The organism is Dactylosporangium sp. NPDC048998 (genome assembly GCF_043197855.1).
Classification (GTDB): domain Bacteria; phylum Actinomycetota; class Actinomycetes; order Mycobacteriales; family Micromonosporaceae; genus Dactylosporangium.
This window is the reverse complement of record NZ_JBICTV010000015.1, coordinates 173874-189849: the sequence shown is the minus strand read 5'-3', so window position 1 is coordinate 189849 and position 15976 is coordinate 173874. Positions and strand designations below refer to the sequence as shown.

At 68.1% G+C, this 15976-nt stretch carries 17 protein-coding genes and 1 pseudogene; 9 read left to right on the top strand and 9 right to left on the bottom strand.

Annotated features, from left to right (window positions below):
* Positions 1 to 665 precede the first annotated feature (665 nt).
* Positions 666 to 1739, top strand: coding sequence for a fatty acid desaturase family protein (locus ACGFI8_RS29815; RefSeq protein ID WP_392809933.1), 1074 nt, complete (start codon positions 666 to 668; stop codon positions 1737 to 1739).
* A gap of 12 nt (positions 1740 to 1751) precedes the next feature.
* Here the strand turns inward: ACGFI8_RS29815 and ACGFI8_RS29810 are convergent, their stop codons facing one another.
* Positions 1752 to 1991, bottom strand: a complete 240-nt coding sequence (locus tag ACGFI8_RS29810; protein WP_392809932.1) for a LuxR C-terminal-related transcriptional regulator — start codon at positions 1989 to 1991, stop codon at positions 1752 to 1754.
* Between the two features lie 303 nt (positions 1992 to 2294).
* Between ACGFI8_RS29810 and ACGFI8_RS29805 the strand changes: the two genes are divergently transcribed.
* Both ACGFI8_RS29805 and ACGFI8_RS29800 read left to right on the top strand, forming a co-directional pair.
* On the top strand, positions 2295 to 2807 hold the full coding sequence (locus ACGFI8_RS29805) for an inorganic diphosphatase (RefSeq protein WP_392809931.1): 513 nt from the start codon (positions 2295 to 2297) through the stop codon (positions 2805 to 2807).
* Between the two features lie 65 nt (positions 2808 to 2872).
* The gene (locus ACGFI8_RS29800) at positions 2873 to 3055 is read left to right on the top strand and encodes a hypothetical protein (protein WP_392809929.1); all 183 of its coding nucleotides are present in this window, start codon (positions 2873 to 2875) and stop codon (positions 3053 to 3055) included.
* An 85-nt stretch (positions 3056 to 3140) separates the two neighbouring features.
* Here the strand turns inward: ACGFI8_RS29800 and ACGFI8_RS29795 are convergent, their stop codons facing one another.
* The 4 genes and pseudogenes from ACGFI8_RS29795 to ACGFI8_RS29780 form a co-directional block, all read right to left on the bottom strand.
* Complete coding sequence (locus tag ACGFI8_RS29795; protein ID WP_392809928.1) at positions 3141 to 3707, bottom strand: DUF5994 family protein; 567 nt, start codon at positions 3705 to 3707, stop codon at positions 3141 to 3143.
* 777 nt (positions 3708 to 4484) lie between these two features.
* Positions 4485 to 4898 (bottom strand): annotated as a pseudogene (groEL, locus tag ACGFI8_RS29790) (chaperonin GroEL); the annotation flags it as partial.
* A 349-nt stretch (positions 4899 to 5247) separates the two neighbouring features.
* Complete coding sequence (locus tag ACGFI8_RS29785) at positions 5248 to 5976, bottom strand: GAF and ANTAR domain-containing protein (RefSeq protein ID WP_392809926.1); 729 nt, start codon at positions 5974 to 5976, stop codon at positions 5248 to 5250.
* Between the two features lie 40 nt (positions 5977 to 6016).
* Positions 6017 to 6658 (bottom strand): GAF and ANTAR domain-containing protein, encoded by a 642-nt coding sequence (locus ACGFI8_RS29780; RefSeq protein ID WP_392809924.1) that lies wholly within the window; start codon positions 6656 to 6658, stop codon positions 6017 to 6019.
* A gap of 361 nt (positions 6659 to 7019) precedes the next feature.
* On the opposite strand from ACGFI8_RS29780, the gene ACGFI8_RS29775 reads away from it, so the two are divergent.
* The 6 genes from ACGFI8_RS29775 to ACGFI8_RS29750 all read left to right on the top strand — a co-directional run bounded on the left by ACGFI8_RS29775 (position 7020) and on the right by ACGFI8_RS29750 (position 12654).
* A complete protein-coding gene (locus ACGFI8_RS29775; RefSeq protein ID WP_392809942.1) occupies positions 7020 to 7211 on the top strand; it encodes a DUF1003 domain-containing protein in 192 nt (63 codons plus the stop codon).
* A gap of 179 nt (positions 7212 to 7390) precedes the next feature.
* The gene (locus ACGFI8_RS29770; RefSeq protein WP_392809922.1) at positions 7391 to 8317 is read left to right on the top strand and encodes a nitroreductase; all 927 of its coding nucleotides are present in this window, start codon (positions 7391 to 7393) and stop codon (positions 8315 to 8317) included.
* A gap of 91 nt (positions 8318 to 8408) precedes the next feature.
* Entirely contained in the window at positions 8409 to 9263 is an 855-nt protein-coding gene (locus tag ACGFI8_RS29765; protein ID WP_392809921.1) for a sortase domain-bontaining protein, read from the top strand.
* 221 nt (positions 9264 to 9484) lie between these two features.
* Positions 9485 to 9835, top strand: a complete 351-nt coding sequence (locus ACGFI8_RS29760; RefSeq protein WP_392809919.1) for a hypothetical protein — start codon at positions 9485 to 9487, stop codon at positions 9833 to 9835.
* 203 nt (positions 9836 to 10038) lie between these two features.
* The gene (locus tag ACGFI8_RS29755) at positions 10039 to 11031 is read left to right on the top strand and encodes a tyrosine-type recombinase/integrase (RefSeq protein ID WP_392809917.1); all 993 of its coding nucleotides are present in this window, start codon (positions 10039 to 10041) and stop codon (positions 11029 to 11031) included.
* A 777-nt stretch (positions 11032 to 11808) separates the two neighbouring features.
* Complete coding sequence (locus ACGFI8_RS29750; RefSeq protein WP_392809915.1) at positions 11809 to 12654, top strand: helix-turn-helix domain-containing protein; 846 nt, start codon at positions 11809 to 11811, stop codon at positions 12652 to 12654.
* Between the two features lie 21 nt (positions 12655 to 12675).
* Here ACGFI8_RS29750 and ACGFI8_RS29745 read toward each other — a convergent pair whose 3' ends face one another.
* The 4 genes from ACGFI8_RS29745 to ACGFI8_RS29730 form a co-directional block, all read right to left on the bottom strand.
* A complete protein-coding gene (locus ACGFI8_RS29745) occupies positions 12676 to 13083 on the bottom strand; it encodes a hypothetical protein (protein ID WP_392809913.1) in 408 nt (135 codons plus the stop codon).
* Positions 13084 to 13092: 9 nt separating this feature from the next.
* The gene (locus tag ACGFI8_RS29740) at positions 13093 to 13497 is read right to left on the bottom strand and encodes a hypothetical protein (RefSeq protein WP_392809911.1); all 405 of its coding nucleotides are present in this window, start codon (positions 13495 to 13497) and stop codon (positions 13093 to 13095) included.
* Between the two features lie 139 nt (positions 13498 to 13636).
* Positions 13637 to 14731, bottom strand: a complete 1095-nt coding sequence (locus ACGFI8_RS29735; RefSeq protein ID WP_392809910.1) for a cytochrome P450 — start codon at positions 14729 to 14731, stop codon at positions 13637 to 13639.
* On the bottom strand, positions 14728 to 15948 hold the full coding sequence (locus ACGFI8_RS29730; protein WP_392809908.1) for an MAB_1171c family putative transporter: 1221 nt from the start codon (positions 15946 to 15948) through the stop codon (positions 14728 to 14730). The genes ACGFI8_RS29735 and ACGFI8_RS29730 overlap by 4 nt, the downstream gene beginning before the upstream one ends.
* Between the last annotated feature and the right edge of the window lie 28 nt (positions 15949 to 15976).

The window sequence follows — 15976 nt, the reverse complement described above, 5'->3', positions numbered from 1 at the left end:
AACTCCGGCGGAAACGTCGAGGTCAACAACCCGACCGCAATCCGATCCGACAACCGCTCACCAAGCGGCGCTTTCACCTGTCCAGCACGCGGCACGTCACATGCTAACAGCCATAACGCTTAAGTCAGCAGTATTGGACCTAGACCCCACTCGCCACGGCTCTTGAGGTAGTTGCTGCGGCGCATGAGGTTGGTACCTCGCAGTTGCACGTCTCTGGGCTGCTGAGACGGTCCTTTCACCAGCTCCAAGTCGGTGCCCGGTACCTGGACGGAGGCGGTCTCCGGCCATTCAGCCCACGGCTCCACACGCCCGCGGCAGCAAGGGCGTCAGATGACGACAACCGGTGCGCCCAACTTCGCGCGACCTACCCGTGTGCACGCGGCGTTAACCTCCGCAACGCGGGGCGACCGGCCACAGCGCTGCGCTCGAGAACCGTGGCCGCCAAGGGCGAGGGCGAGGGCGACACTCCCGCGGTGCGGCATCGTCGACGTACGGTTGAGTCCGCCTGTGCTGGGTAGGCCATTGCGTGTATCGGCCACCGCTTTCAGCGTCGGCGTTGCGGGAGCGGCGGCGCGACCGTGAAGGGCGAAACAGCAACGGTCGGCTACGGAACCCCGGGCGTCGCATCATCGGCACGATCACGATGCGCACCTGAAAGGTCCAGCATGACAACACCGGCGGCATCGACCAATCAACCCCGTCGCGGCAATGCCGTACAACGTGTCGCGGCACCCGGCAGCGACTACGCCGACCTGCTGCACCAGGTCAAGGCAGCCGGCCTGCTGCAGCGGCGGCACGGCTACTACCTGACGAAGATCGCGGTGACCGGCGGACTTTTCGTCGCGGCATGGACTTGCCTCGCCGTGCTGGGTGACTCGTGGTGGCAGCTTCTCGTCGCCGTGTTCCTCGCCGTGATATTCACCCAGATCGGCTTCCTCGGCCACGACGCCGGGCACCGGCAGATCTTCCGCTCGAAACGGGCCAACGACCTCGTCGGCCTGCTGCACGCCAACCTGGCCGTCGGGCTGAGCTACGGCTGGTGGGTCGACAAACACCAGCGCCACCACGCCCACCCCAACCAGGAGGGCAGGGACCCGGACCTCGACATCGGCGCATTGGCGTTCACCACGCGGCAGGCCCGCGCCAAACGGGGTCCGGTGACCCGGTTCATCGCCCGCCATCAGCGCTGTCTGCTTTTCCCGCTGTTGCTGCTGGAGGCGGTACAACTCCACGTGTCCAGCGTCCAAGCCCTGACCGGCGGCCGTGGGCTGCGCCACCGCTGGTGGGAGATGCTGCTGCTCCTCCTGCACGCCGCCGGCTACCTGACCGCGGTGCTGCTGGTGCTCTCCCCGCTCAAGGCGGTCGCGTTCATCGTTGTGCAGCAGGCGTTGTTCGGTCTGTATCTGGGGTGTTCGTTCGCGCCCAATCACAAGGGCATGCCGATCAACGCTACCGACGACCGGACCGACTTCCTGCGCCGGCAGGTACTTACCGCCCGCAACGTCCGCGGCGGCTGGCTCGTCGACTTCGCCCTCGGCGGCCTGAATTACCAGATCGAGCACCACCTGTTCCCGAGCATGCCCCGGCCGAACCTGCGCCGGGCCCAGCCCCTCGTACGGTCGTTCTGCCAGCAGCACGACGTGTCGTACTGCGAGACCGCCCTGCTGCGCTCCTACGCGCAGACCCTGCACCACCTTCACGACGTCGGCCGACCGTTGCGCGTCACCACCGCGGCTTGACCCCTACGGCCATCAACATCGGCGCAGCCGCCGTAATGACGACGGCTCCCGGACCGATGTCAGCAGCCTCGTTCGGTGCCGGCCGACATGGGGCCCGGTGGAACGCCACCGCGTGGGGAAGATGCCGAGGGCGAACGCGGCGCGTATGGCGTCGCGCCGGGTGTGTACCGCCATCTTGCGGTAGATCGACGCGACGTGGGTCTTCACGGCGTTCGGGGAAAGGTACAACGCTGTAGCGGCGGACGGGTCCACCTGCGGTGTTGCCTTCGAAGCTCCCAACGATGCCGGCAGCGAGGACACCGCCGGGGTCCGGAGCGGTCGAGACGACGCGCCAATGATAGGCCCCCTGAGGGGTTCGACAGCGCATCAGCGATGCACCAGCCCTCGTTCGGGCCCTCGTTCGGGCACTGGTCTTGTACCTAACGATCACCGGGTGCTGCGCGGTACCGTCGAGACATCGCCGTCGCGGCCTGACCGCCGCCGGATCAGATGGCGGCGCTCACGCGATCGCTGCACGCTGCAGGGACGGGTGAAGCACCCGAGGAGCGAAACTGCATGGAGTTCGACGTAACGGTCGAGAGCCCCAAAGGAACGCGCAACAAGTACGAGGTGGACCGCCACACCGGCAGGATCCGGCTGGACCGCACCCTGTTCACCGCCACCCAGTACCCGGAGGACTACGGCTTCATCGAGCACACCCTCGGCGAGGACACCGACCCCCTCGATGCGCTCGTGCTGGTCCGGGAACCCACCTTCCCGGGCTGCCAGATCCGCTGCCGAGCGTTCGGCATGTTCCGGATGCGCGACGCGAGAGGCCCAGACCCGAAGGTGCTCTGCGTCCCGACCGCCGACCCGCGCCTGGCCTACCTGGTGGACCTGCCCGACCTGGAACAATTCCACAAACTGGAGATCCAACACTTCTTCGAGATTTACCAGGATCTCGAACCGGGCACGACCATCGACGCCGAGCACGGCGCGTGGGCCGGCCGCGCCGACGCCGAAGCGGAGGTCACCCGATCACGCCGGCGTGCTGTCCGTGCCGCAGCGTCCTCGCCGATCAGGCGTTAGGGTGGGGGGCGTGTCGCCCGGTCCCGGGCGGCTCCCAGGACAAATCGGCACCCTCGGGAGCAGCCATGACCGTTTCGAAGTCGAGCGTCGTTGCCGTCCTTCGCCGCCGGGGTCAGCATGACCGCGCGGATTGGGTGGATCGGGTGTTGCCGGAGCACATCGACACGGCCCGCAATGCGGGCCTGCTCGACCTTCTCGCGGTCGACGTGGCCGACCTGACCGGCGAGGCGGCCTGCGAACCACGGTAGGCGCCGCCCCACCTCGAACACCCAAGCGTCGCGGCGGGCCGGACCGACCGGCCGCAACCTGCGCGCAGACGGCTGCCCACGGGGCTCAGGCCACCGTCAGATCGGCTGCCGTGCGCGCTGCCCGCGTTGCGGCGCCGTGGCCTCCCTCGTTGTCCCATACTGCGACCGGATCGGTGCCGGCACCGTCATCGGCTGCCGGGGCTGCGGCAAGCGCCGCAAGGATGGCCGGCGCGCGCATACGGTTGACCGGATCAGCGGCCGTGAACATCGCCGACCGGGCCGCGGCGTCGGTCATGTCCGGTGGTACCACGAGCAGATCGAGCTGATTGCCGCGGTCCGTGGTCGCGATCAGGACGCCCGGGTCCACGGTGGCGAACCACCCCGCCCGGATGACGTCGGCGCCCACCGCCAACCGGCGGAAGTGGAAGTGGGTGTCCCAGCCGGCGCTGCTGAGCATCAGCCGGCGGATCGGTCCGTAGCGGGCGGCGAGGGTAAGGACGAGCCCGGGCAGTTCGGCGACCGGATCCCGGGACCTGGGCCACCATCCGCCGTCCAGGACGGCGCGGTCCGCGCGGGCCGGGGCGAGGACCAGTCGTGGCGACGAAGGGGGACCCGGCGGAACGACAATGGCGCGTTGCGTGGTGGTGACCATGTTGGCTTCCTTGCTCGGTATGCGCAGCGGGCCACCCCGCGGGCGGAGGTACCGCCGAGTCAGGGAACCTGGCCCACTCCAGGGGTCCGTCGAAGCTCGTGCGTGGTGCCGGGGCTGGCATCACAATGCGGGCTGGCCGGAGAAGGCGACGCGGGTCCGCGGATGCCGATGGCTCGACCCGGCACCCAGTTGGGCTCGACGGTGGCGTCTTCCGCCGACGGAGAACTGCCAAAAGCAATCGGTCGCCGTGATCTCGGTGCCACACGGCAGTCTACGCCTGTTTCGGGACCGGGAGCGGCGACGCTCGGCATGCGTGCGGTGGACCCGGCCAGGGCAGGCGCCTGCGCGCCCACGCCATCCGGCCGCCGACGCTGCGGCGTTCGGCCGGTAGCCATCGGCGGCACGACCGCGTACGGTGTCTATGTCACCCCGGTCCCCGGTGGCTGAGTCCTGCTGGCATCGCGGCTCATCGACCACCTGGTGGTTCGTACGACCGGGTCTCTGCATTCGTTGATCGTGGCCTGTCCGGCCGCTCCTTGTGCTGCGGTGGCGCCGTCGTGACCACGCCCTATCCGCATCGATGCTTTGCTCCGAGGGGGTGGGTGGTGTCCCGGGCGGCACACCGCTCGGGACACCGACACTGCTCACGGCGCTGCAGCGCGGAGGTTGAGAGAAGGTGCCATCGCCGCGATGAGCTCCCAGCCACGGCGTGGCCCGTGCGGCGGCAGAGCCCCGGTCTCCGGCCGTGGGCGGTGTCGTTCATGCTGCTGGCCGCATGCGCACCTTGAGTTCAACGTCGGTGGCCGTACCGACCTTGATCAACGCAACACCGCCGGCCGGCTTGGCCAGACGTTCCTGCAGCTTCCCACGGTCATAGTCCGAGTCGCTCTTCTCGATCTCGGCCCCGATCTGCGAGACCCGGCCGTTGGTCGCCTCGGCGTCACCGGAGCCGTCGACGACGGTGGTGGTGGTGTCGTCCTTGGTCACGACCATCTCACGGGCCCGGCCGAGCAGCGACAGATCGGCGTTCTCCAGCTTCAACCCGACGGTCTCACTAATCACCTGACCACGAGTCAGGATCGCGATGTCGCTCAGCATCGCCTTGCGGCGGTCGCCGAAACCGGGAGCCTTCACCGACTTGAACCTGCCGCGGATCTTGTTCACCACCTGGGTCGCCAGGGCCTCGGCCTGTTGTCGGTGGCGATCGCGTGTCACGGCTGCGTTGGGCCGACGATGACGTCCGGCACCGGCGTCGAACAGGCGTAAGGCGAAGGTGTCGCTCCAGAACGGGCAGCGGCAGAGGTGTCCTTCCTCGGCGCGCACGGCAACCTGCCGATGGGGGCGGCGCTGCTGCTCGCCGCAGTCTTCGGTGCCCCGCTCGTGGCACTGCCTGGCACGGTACGAATCCTGCAACTCCGAGCGGCCGATGTACCTGGAACAGCCACCCCCGTCGCCGCGGTGACGGGGAGGAAGGCGCGAGCCGCCACAACGGAAGTTGCGGCAGGGACGTCCGGGGCATCGGTGCCGGATTTCGGCCGGGTCAGTCTCCGGTGACGTCGGGCAGGCTGGTCATGTCGGTGACCACGCGAAGGGCGACGTCGCTAAGGCGGCGGTGGGTGCGCCGGGCGTGGGCCCGGATCAGCTCGAAGGCCGCGTCGACAGAGACGTTGTGTGCCTGCGCGACGGCACCTTTGGCCTGCTCGACAATGATTCGGTTGTTCAGCGCCCCCTGCAGCTGCTCGGTGAGAACCTCGCCGTGGCGGATCGCCCGTTCCTGCAACAGGCCGATCGCGGCGACGTCGGCCAGCGCCTGCACGATCTGCACGTCGGCATCGTCGAAATTCGCACGGCCGGTGCCGAAGACGCCCATCGCGCCGATCACCTCGTTACGCAGCCGCAACGGGAACGCATGCACGGAGCGGAACCCGGCGGCCGCGGCGTAGGGCGCGAATCGCGGCCAGCGGGCGCTCGCGGTGGACAGATCGGCGTTGACGACCGGCTCGGCGCCGCGGAACGCGTCCAGACACGGCCCGTCCCGCCACTGCAACTGCAGCAGCTCCAACAATGTGGTTGTCTCGTCCGAGGCGGCCATGAACTGCAACCGGCCCCTCTCGTCGGCCAGCAGCAGCCCCACGGTGGCGTTGGTGACCAGCCCGGCGACGCGGTCGGCGAGCATCTGCATGAACTCGATCAGGTCGAACCCACCGACCAGGGTGTCGGCCACCTCGACAAAGATCGTCGCCAGGCGTTCTTCGGATACGGTGGTCATGACAGGTTCCTGGCCTTCCCTGCGATGCTCTTGACAGTGTTCATGCACGGTCGATGTCGAGGCGGAGCCGACGAGCCACGATGTCCGCGGCCACCTCGCTCAACGGCTGGTCGGTGGCGTAGGCGTGGGCCCGGATTCGCGCCAGCGCCTCCGCGAGGGGAATGCCCAACTGGACCATCACCATGCCCTGGGCCTGGAACAGCCGGGCGCGGTGCTCGAACGCCTCGTCCAGCTCGTCCACTTCGGTGGCCCGTTCCTGACCATCCAACACGGTCATCACGACCTGGTCAGCGACAGTAAGCGCCTGGCCCAGTTCCGGCCTGGACATCGCCCCGGAACGGGCACGGAACACATCGAGGACGCCGAGGCGAGCCGCCCCGATCTGCAACGGAAACGCGAACACTGCCCGGACCCCCGCATCCAGGACCGCGACGGTGTACACCGGCCATCGACGCATCGCCCCGTCGGCCAGATCCGGCACCAGCACCGGGCGGCCGGCCGCGGCGGCATCGATACACGGGCCTTCCCCGAAGGTGAACTGCAGCTCCTCGATCCGCGCGGTGTCCGGGTCCGACGCCGCAGCCATGCCATGAACACCGTCGGAGGTCATCAGACTCACCCCGACCCCCGATGCCGACAGCGCCCGCGCAGCGTCGATGCAGACCCTCTCCAGCAGCTCCACTATGCCGCCCACCCTAGGGAAATATCCTGCACCTCAAGGAAAATATCCGGTGGCGCGTCCGACCGGTGACGACCCACGCGCGACAACGGCCTGCACCAATCACGGTGACAGGTCAACGGCTCGTAGCCGCAACTCGGCCCAGCAAACGTGACCGCAGCGTCTGAGCCTCTGGCCCTGCCGTCCGGAGGCTGCCGCAGCCTGGTGTCATAGCGACCGCACGCTGGACCAACATCACTTGCAGTAACGCTACTCCCCACACGGCCACCACGACAACGACGGCAACGCGGCCGGTGACGTTCGGGACAGCCGCAACGAACGCCGGTAACCCCCGACCAGGGGGCACGTCCGGCGGCGGACCAGCATCCTGCTCAGCCAGAACCGCCAGGCCGACACCGACCGGGTCAAAGCCGAACACGACTACCAGATCAACCAACTCGCCCTGCAGCACCTCATCGCCTGGCACCGCAGCACCCACGGCAACGACTGCCACTGCGCCCAGGACACTGAACCGATCGTCGAAGGCACGCTGAGCACGCTCGCCCGCAAGCTGTGACCCTCTCCGACATCGCTGCCGCACCCCGCCCGCAGACCCCGACGACGCCTCGGCAGCAGTTCCTCGAGGCGTATAGTCCAGTTGAGGCGCGTTTGCGCCATGAGCCTCCACCTAGATTGCAGTCCGTCCGGCCGCATCGGGCCATCAAGGCGCGCGCACACGAAAACGGAGGCGCAGCAATGAGTGGGATCCCGCAGCAGGCGCCGTTGTCGGCCGGGGACGTGTTGTACGAGGCGGCCCGCGTGGCCTGTTTGGCCCCATCGATCGAGGACTCCCAGCCCTGGCTCTGGCGCATCCGCGGCACCACCCTCGAACTCCGCGCGGACCGGTCCCGCCAGTTGACCAGCGCCGACCCGCAGGGCCGGTTGATGACCATCAGTTGCGGTGCGGTACTGCACCATGCCACCGTCGTCCTCGCCGTTCTCGGAGCCGCCGCCACCGTCGAACGGATCGACGACCCGGCCGACCCGGATCTGCTGGCCGTGCTGACGCTCACCGGCCCGCACGAGGTGACCGCCGAAGAGATGCGCCTGCACCACGCCCTGCGCACGCGCTGCACCGACCGGCGTCCTTTCCGGGGCATCGCCGCGCTGCCGGACGAGGTGTTGGCACTGCTCCATCGGGCGGCGGAACCGTTCGCGGTGAACATGCACGCTGTGGCGCCGTCGCAGGTGGACTTCCCGGGCTTCGCGGCATCGTCAGCTGCCGCCCCCCAGGCGGCCAGCTGGATGATCCCCCGGATGCCGCCAGCTCGCGAAGGCGTACCGACCAGGGCAGCAGTCCCGAAGGTGACACGGACCGGGCCTCTCCACGAGCAGGGGCGCGGCGAGGACCGGTACACCACCTACCTGGCGTTCACGACCGCGCACGACACCCGGGCGGACTGGCTGCGCACCGGCGAGGCGATCAGCGCGGTCCTGCTCACGGCCACAACAGTCGGGCTGGCATCGTCGGTCATGAGCGACCCCGTCGAACCCCTCGGTGGTGCACCGGCCGGACACGGGCAGCTGACCATCCGGCTCGGCGTCAACGAGAGCGCCCCCGCGGCCCCGTCGACGCCCCGCCGCCCACGCGACGAGGTCATCGACGTGGTGCCGACAAGCTGATCCGAGCACTGCACTTCAGCGCCGTGCGATTACGAAACCGGCCGCAAGCGAAAGAAGAAACACGAGCACGATCGCAGCAACGACGGGAAGCATGGCGCGAATCCACCGAGCGTGCGGGCCCACTCCGGGCCAGCGGGGCTCCGCGGTCATCCTCGGCCATGTCGACTCCCACCGGCGCCCAGCCGTGTTCTTTCGGCTGAAGCTGTTACGGCCCGAAGACCGGATCGACGTCGGCATGGCCGACGGCGCGGTTGCGCGCTTCGCGGTCACCTACGTCGCGACCTACCCCAAAAGCAATTTCTGGCCAACTTTCGTGTACGGCGACCACGGCACCAGCGCGCTACAACTCGTCACCTGCGGAGGCGAATTCGACCGCGACGCGCGCAGCTATCTGTCCGACGTGGTCGTCTACACCGCTCTCGTCGCCACCGTTCCGGCCTCCGGTGGCAAGGCCAGCCCTAATTCCTCAGGTCAGTCTCTGCGCCTGCACCCCATGTGGACCGGTAGAGGAACGTATCGATGCGGCTGGCCATGGTCACCACGACGCCACCGCATCACAAGGAGCGGCCGGACCTGGTCGCCGGTGTGCTCGCCTGCCCGCGCTGCGGGTACGGCTGCGGCCGTGGGCGCACGCGGCGGTACGGCGGGTATGGCGGCTGGACGCCTCGACCCGGGCGGTACGTCCACGCCGGGCCCGCTGCGCGACCACGAAATGCCCGGCGTCCAGCAGCGCGGCGATCTGACGCAGCTGCGCGACGCGCAACGCGACGAACGTCATCTCCACCTGCAGCGCCAGCACCGGGTTGGGCCCGCCCGCGGCGAGCTTGGGCACCCGCACCGGCTCGCGATCACGTGCGTGAGCGACAGCCGGCGTCGCGCGAGCTCAGCGACCAGCTTGACGTTGCGCCAGGCGTGGCTGCGGGCCGCGTCGTTGCGGCCGGGCTGACCACCGATCGTGGTCCCCTCCGCGGACGCTGGAGCCGGCATGCCGACGACGATCGCCGCGCTCGCGGGTAGACAGGTGCAGGTCTCGTTCGCGGGTGTAGAAGCCCTGACCGTCGCTCGGGCGGATTAGCGACAGGGCCCAGTCCACGAGTTCGGGCGCGATGAGCACCCGCAGCCCGCCGGCGCGGGTGCGGAACGCCTCGGCGGCGAGGCGTTGTATGCGTGCCAGTCGTCGCGCCGGTCGCCGCCCTTCCTGAGGCCGACGACGCGGCCAATGTGCAGCTCGACATGTGGAGCTTGCTCCTGGGCGAGGTTCGCGATCGCCCGTTCGATGGCCAGGTGCTCGTCGAGCCGAAACGCAGCGTTGACGACCACCGTGCGGCGGCGGCCAGCGTCGTCGATACCAAGGCGTTGCAGAGCTGCGTCAGCGTCGGCATCGGCGATCCAGGCCGGTTTCGCAGCAGCGCGGTGGGAGGCGGCGATGGCCTGCGTTGGGGCCAGCAACGCATGGTCGACAAACTTGTCGAGTCAAGGGATCTATTCGTGGTGTGCTCTGCCGGACGTCGATGTTGAGCGATAAAAACGGATTCCCGGCCAGCCCCGGACCGGCAGGAACTCCATGCGGTGTCGGGACAGCGGGATTTGAACCCACGACCCCTTGACACGCAAGAATCGTCTCCAAGGCTGACGGACCGGGGGTCCGCGGACGTCCTGGCTAACTCTGGCCAACTTCCGCGCGGAGTGTCGTTGTTCGAGGCTGTAGTTGTGGTTGCTCGATGGATGATCAGCGGCTCGAGCGCGAGGACCGGTCTGCGATGACGGCGGTTGATGTAACCAAGCTGGCGGTCGCATTGCCACCGGCATGGGTGGCGTTGCTGCGGGATTGGGACCGTTCGCTTCGGGCCGGCAACTATCCGGCGACGACTCGGTACAACTATTTGCTGGCGGCGGCGCAGTTGGGCCGGTACCTGAGTGACCCGCAGAGCGCTACGAACGATGGCAGCTGCACCGACCCATCGACGGTGACGAAACAGCAGGTCGAGGACTTTCAGGCCTGGATGATCGTCACCAGGTCAGCGTCGACAGCGCTGAACAAGCACAAAGCGCTGCAGCAGTTCTTCCGGTGGTTGCTGGACGAGGATGAGATTGCCCAGGACCCGATGGTTCGGGTGCGGCAGCCGAAGACGGCCAGGAAGCTCGTTCCAGTCATCGGCGATCAGGAGACGAGGCAGGTCCTGCGGACCTGCTCGGCCAAGCAGTTCATTGACCTGCGCGACGAGGCCATCATCCGGATGTTGTCGAACACTGGCGCCCGGCTGTCGGAGATCGCGAACCTCGGAGTCGAGGACGTCGATCTTGATACCGACGTGGTGCACATTCACGGCAAGGGCGCCAAGGACCGGCGGGTGCGGCTGGGGCCGAAGACTGGCCGGGCGGTGAGCCGGTACGTGCGTGCTCGGGCCCGCCGCAAAGGCGCGGACCTGCCGGAGTTGTGGCTGGCCGAACGTGGTGGCGTCCCGCTCGCCGCGAACGGCGTGAAGATCATGCTCCGGCGTCGCGGTCAGCGGGCCGGCGTGGCGAACTTGCATGCGCACCGGTGGCGGCATACGTACGCCCATGAGTGGAAGCTCGCGGGCGGAGACACCGGTGACCTGATGCTGCTGCTCGGCTGGGCATCCGACGACATGCCACGCCACTACGGCGCCAGCGCCGCGGCAGAGCGAGCTCAGGTTGTCCAAGCTCGTATGAGGATCGGTGAACGTGTCTGAACGATTGACCGCCGAACAGCGAACTCGCCGCGCTCGGATTGCCGCGCACGCGTCGTGGGCCAATACGGCCGACCCCGCCGCTCGGACGGCGCCGGCGACCTCTGCATTCCTTGCCCGCTTCGAACGTCAGGTCGATCCATACGGTGTGCTGCCCGATGACGTGCGTCTCGTGATGGCAGTCCATGCCAGGAAGGCGTACATGCTGCAGCTCGCTGAGCGGTCAGCAGCCGCCCGTCGCCGGAAGTGCAAAGGTGGGGCCTGACGGCGGCGTGATCCGCGCAGCGCTGGTCGTCGTCAGGGACTCCCGCGCCGCGTGCCAGTGGGGTGCCTGCCGCGGGCCTGCCCCGCCACCCGTGCCCAACGGGCTACACGAGGGACGGCCTCCCGATCGCCGCGAGAGGCCGGACCATGCGGCTGCATGATGGCCGGCGCCGGCCGGCGCGCGCCGCGCAGACACGCGTCCCGAGGCATCGGTTCGATCCAGACGATGCGGTGCCGCCGGACTTCTGGGGCCGGCGGACGTGTGCGTCGTGCCAGTGCGTCGGGTCGGCGGGTGATGCCCGCCATTTCGCTGACGATGAGGCGCCGCCTCGGTGCCCCGAGGTTGCCGAAGAGATCCGCGCGCTGGAGATGCGCCGATTGGGCGAGCACGAGGACCGCTGACGCGCGGCAGCGTGGGTTGACGTGCGCTCCATGACCGATGTCACCGGAACGTCATCCAAGAGCCGTTCCGGCGCTGGGCGTTGCCCAACCGCATGGAAGCAGGAGGACTGCAGCATGGCTGAGCCGGTCGACCAATCGGTCACCTTGCGCCAATGGATCGATGTCGTGCGCCGCGCCCGGCTTGGGCGTACCGCGAAGTCGGTTGCGCTGATGCTCGCCACGTACGCGGACAATGACGGCAGCCGGGTGTTTCCCGGTGTGGCGCGGCTGGCCGTGGACTGCGAACTGACCTACAACGTCATCCAGAACACGCTGAAGGTCCTGCGGGAGGCGGGCCTGATCGAGGTGGTCCGCAGAGCTGCGAGGCGAGGCCAAGCCGACGAGTACCGGCTGATCCTTGCCGCCGACGTGCTCGACCGCATCGAGGTGCTTAGCCCGGCGCGGGTCGCTGACGCGGCGGCGAAACTCGCCGCTCAACGGCGTGGCCGGTATCGCCCCGCGGTCAGTGCCGCGCGTGCCGCTCCGCCTGAGCCGGACCGGGCCCTGCACCCCGCCGCGCCAGGCGCAGACCGCTCCACCGGACTAGGACTGGACCCCGGTACGTTGGGCGCAGCCGACGAAGGCCGCCAGACGGCTGCACCCCACGGTGACGGACGCACGCAGTGGGCTGCACCTCACGGCGACGTGCACCTGCACCCCGCGGCGTCACCACCCACCACTCACGGACCGAACCACAACCCCAACCATCTCAGCGGCGAGGCGGTTCGTGCGGACGTCGCGGTGGTTGGCGCTGGCGAGACCGCCTCGCCCGCAGGCCGTGCGGTCGGTGATCGGTGCGTGCACGGTCTGGACGGCCGCACCGGGATCCGGTGCCCAGCATGCCGCCGAGGCCTTTTGGCGCACACCGCGGACGACGTGGCTTCAGACCGGCCTCTGTTGCGCCTGGTGCGGTCGGCTTGAGCGCCCAACGGGTTCGTGGGCTCAGTTCACCGGAGCGGCAGCTGGTGCCGCTTCGCTTCGGCCGCGGCAGTACGCGTCGGCCACAGCGAGGAGCCAGGCGGCGACAACCTCCAGGTCAAAGAGGGAACATCCTCCGACGACCGGTTCGTGCTCTGCTACAACCCCGAGCAGGCCGTCCGGGGATGCCGCCACCCGCGAGCGGATGACCGCCCAGCTGGAACAGGCGATCGCCGGCTCGGACACGCTCACCGGCATCGAGCGTGCGAAGCTGGAGGGCGTCATCTCCGCCAAGCCGCACCTCAAGCGGTTCCTGCGCACCACGCCCGGCGGGCTGCGGCGCATCGACAAGAAGAAGATCGCCGCCGAGGAGAGCCTGGACGGCAAGGACCTCCTTCGATGCTGCGACCCGAACCTGTCCAGCGAGGACATGCCCGTGGGCTACAGGCAACTGCTCGAGGTGGAACGCGGCTGGCGCGACATGAAACAGATCATCGACCTGCGCCCGATCTCCGGCTGGAGGAGCGTATCCGCGCCCGCGTGCTGCTGTGCTGGCTGGCCCTGCTGCTCATCCGCGTCGGGGAGAACGCCTCCGGACAGGCCTGACAACGCATCCGCACCGAGGCCGACCGGCCACATGCCCTCACCTTCACCGGCCCGGCCGGCACCTTCCGGCAGACCGAGCTCACCAAGGCCCAGCGCGAGCTGTTCACCGCGCTCGTCATCGACCCGCCCAACGCGCGTCCAGGCCGGCATCCCAGCTCTGCCTGACCGCCGAACCCAGATCAAGACCTCGTCGCGGCCTTCGACCGCCTGGACACACCCCGCCATCAGCCAAGGGCGCATTTCCGCACGTTACCTGCCGGATCCACGGTCTATTCAACACCCTTATCTGCGGAACTCGGGTCGATCGCCTGGCATCGAAGAACGATGCGTTAGGGATTTGTGCACTCAGTCGGGCGTAGGGTTTGACAGGATTACCGCATTACCGTGGGCCTGGATCAACCTCGATTTGACGTGCACCGTAGGTGCGAAGACCGGCGGTCCACACGATGCTTTGTAGGTGAATCTCCTTGGCGTCGCCGGCCACTGCGAGTGCCTCCCGGATTATTGCTAAGGCGATCGATTGCCCGGGACAGCGATGTGCTCCGTAACCGAAGGATAGGTGCCTTCTGTCGGCATCCTGGAGGTCGCTGCTCAGATCCTTGTTGGCAGCCGCGAGCGACATGAATACAGTCTGACCGGCTTTGATCACGCCACTGGGCGTTTGCTGGTCCTCCATGGCAAAACGCCGGAAAGCGATGGTTTGTGGCGTATAGCGGCGCAACGCCTCGTCGGCGTGACGCCGCCAGTGGCGGGTCCACGGTCTGCCTTGGTCGCTCTCGCTCGCGACGATCACAGCGGCGGTGACTGCGTTGACGGAGATTTCGTACCATACGAACAGCAGGTAGAAGATCATGGCGGTGGTCTCGGTCGCGCGCATGTGCCCGGTGTCGCGCATGGTCAAGAGTCGACCAATCGTCGATCGCGGATCGCCGGGGTTGTTGGCAAGGTCCTCGACCAGCGACACCATCGTCGGCAATGTGTCACGACCGCGCAGCGTTGCCCACTCGGGCCCGACGAGCCGGGCCGCCCAGGCGAGGTAATCCGCGCGTTGTGGGCCATCGAGCCCGAGCCAGGCTGCGGCCGCCGCAGCGACGTACGGTCCGGTAAAGTCCTGCACGAGGTCGAACCGGCCCAGTGCTGATGCGTTCGCGAAGGCGCCCGCAGCGGCGCGCTGCAGCGCTGGACGGATGCTTTGGGCGGCGGAGCGGTCCATGAGCGGCGCGACGAGCTGGCGGAGGCGGCGGTGGTCCTCGGGCTCGGCGCTGATGATGTTGTCTTGGAAGGCCGGCGGCAACTCGTAGCCGCGATAGTCGTCGCCTGCGGCGTGGCGGGGGCAGGCCGATAGGTTGTTACCGGTCAGGGCGGTGACGACGTCGTGGTATCGGCGGAGCATCCAGGCCGACCCGTCAGCCGTGGTGATCCGCTCAGGATTACCGACCGTTCGGAGGTCGTTCGTGCCAGGTTCTGCGTTCATGCGTCCGTTCCCGCGTGAATGTCCGCGCCGGGAGTGCGGACGAATGGCGAGTGTGCGAGCGCGTGCGAGACGTGGCTGAGCCATTCCGCCTCGGCGTCGATGCCGCCGGTGGCCGGGGATTTGGTTGGCGCGGCCGCCGTGTCGAAATGCGCGGCTGGAAGCTCGTTTGATGACCGGAGGGCAGGAGCGATGCGGGCTGCCTCGGCGATCGCCGCTACTTGCGTTGCGGACAGGCCGGCCGCTTCGGCGCGCGCCTTCGCCGCGATGGAGTCGGCTTCGCTGTATTCGGCGCGGGAGGCGAGCAGAACGTCGCGGATTTCGATGACCCGGCGGTACAGGCGATCATCGAGCCTGCGCATGTTCCAGCGATCAAATCGGTGTGGAATGGGATCGAGGATGACTGCGGGGTTCGTGTCCCGCACGGTCAGCCACAGCGGTTCCAGGCGGCGGTACCACTGCCAGCGGCGGTAGCGGGCCGCCATCTCCGGCGCCCAAGCGGGCAGGCTGGAACTGACGGCGATAAGGATGGCGCCAATGCACGCACTCAAAGGCGCCCAGAGGACGTTGATGGTGTCGAGCGTGTCGACGTCGCGCCATCGGGCGACGATCGACATGGCCTTGCCAACGGTGTACCCGAGGCCGAACAATGCTCCGACGGCGTTGAGCCGCAGTCCGTAACGCAACCACGGCTGCGGCACCACTGTCGAGAACCGCCACGTCATGAGCGCAGACAGGATCAAGCCCGCGCCGAAGGCGATCAGATAGACGCTGAGGAAGCCGGCGATCGGTCCATGCCGAGCGAAGTGCACGTCGAAGTCGATCGGGTGTTCGCCGGACCGGTCGGCGGCAGCGAAGAGCACCGCCATGACGGCCATCGCGAGTGCGAAAGTTATGATCCGCCTTCGGATCGCGCCGCGCGCTGCCTCGGCTGGCCGGGACCACAGCAGTAGTAGCACCTGGGCGGTCACACTATTGGCCACGATGAACTCGTACACGAGTAGGGTCGAGAAATTCGGAGTCCTTGTGAGACGGTCGACCCAGAGATAGACGGCCGGCGTGGCAAACGTGAACGACAGCGCGGGGAATGCCCGTGCCAGCGTCAGCGCGATGAGGGCTGGGTTGGCTGGATCCCGGCGCAGGTCGCGAATCTTGTACGCGCAGGTAGCGAAGCCCAGCAATGCGCACAGCGGATAGGCGATGTTGAAGAACGCGATCATGCACTGGCTCCCCGTCAGGCACTGGTAT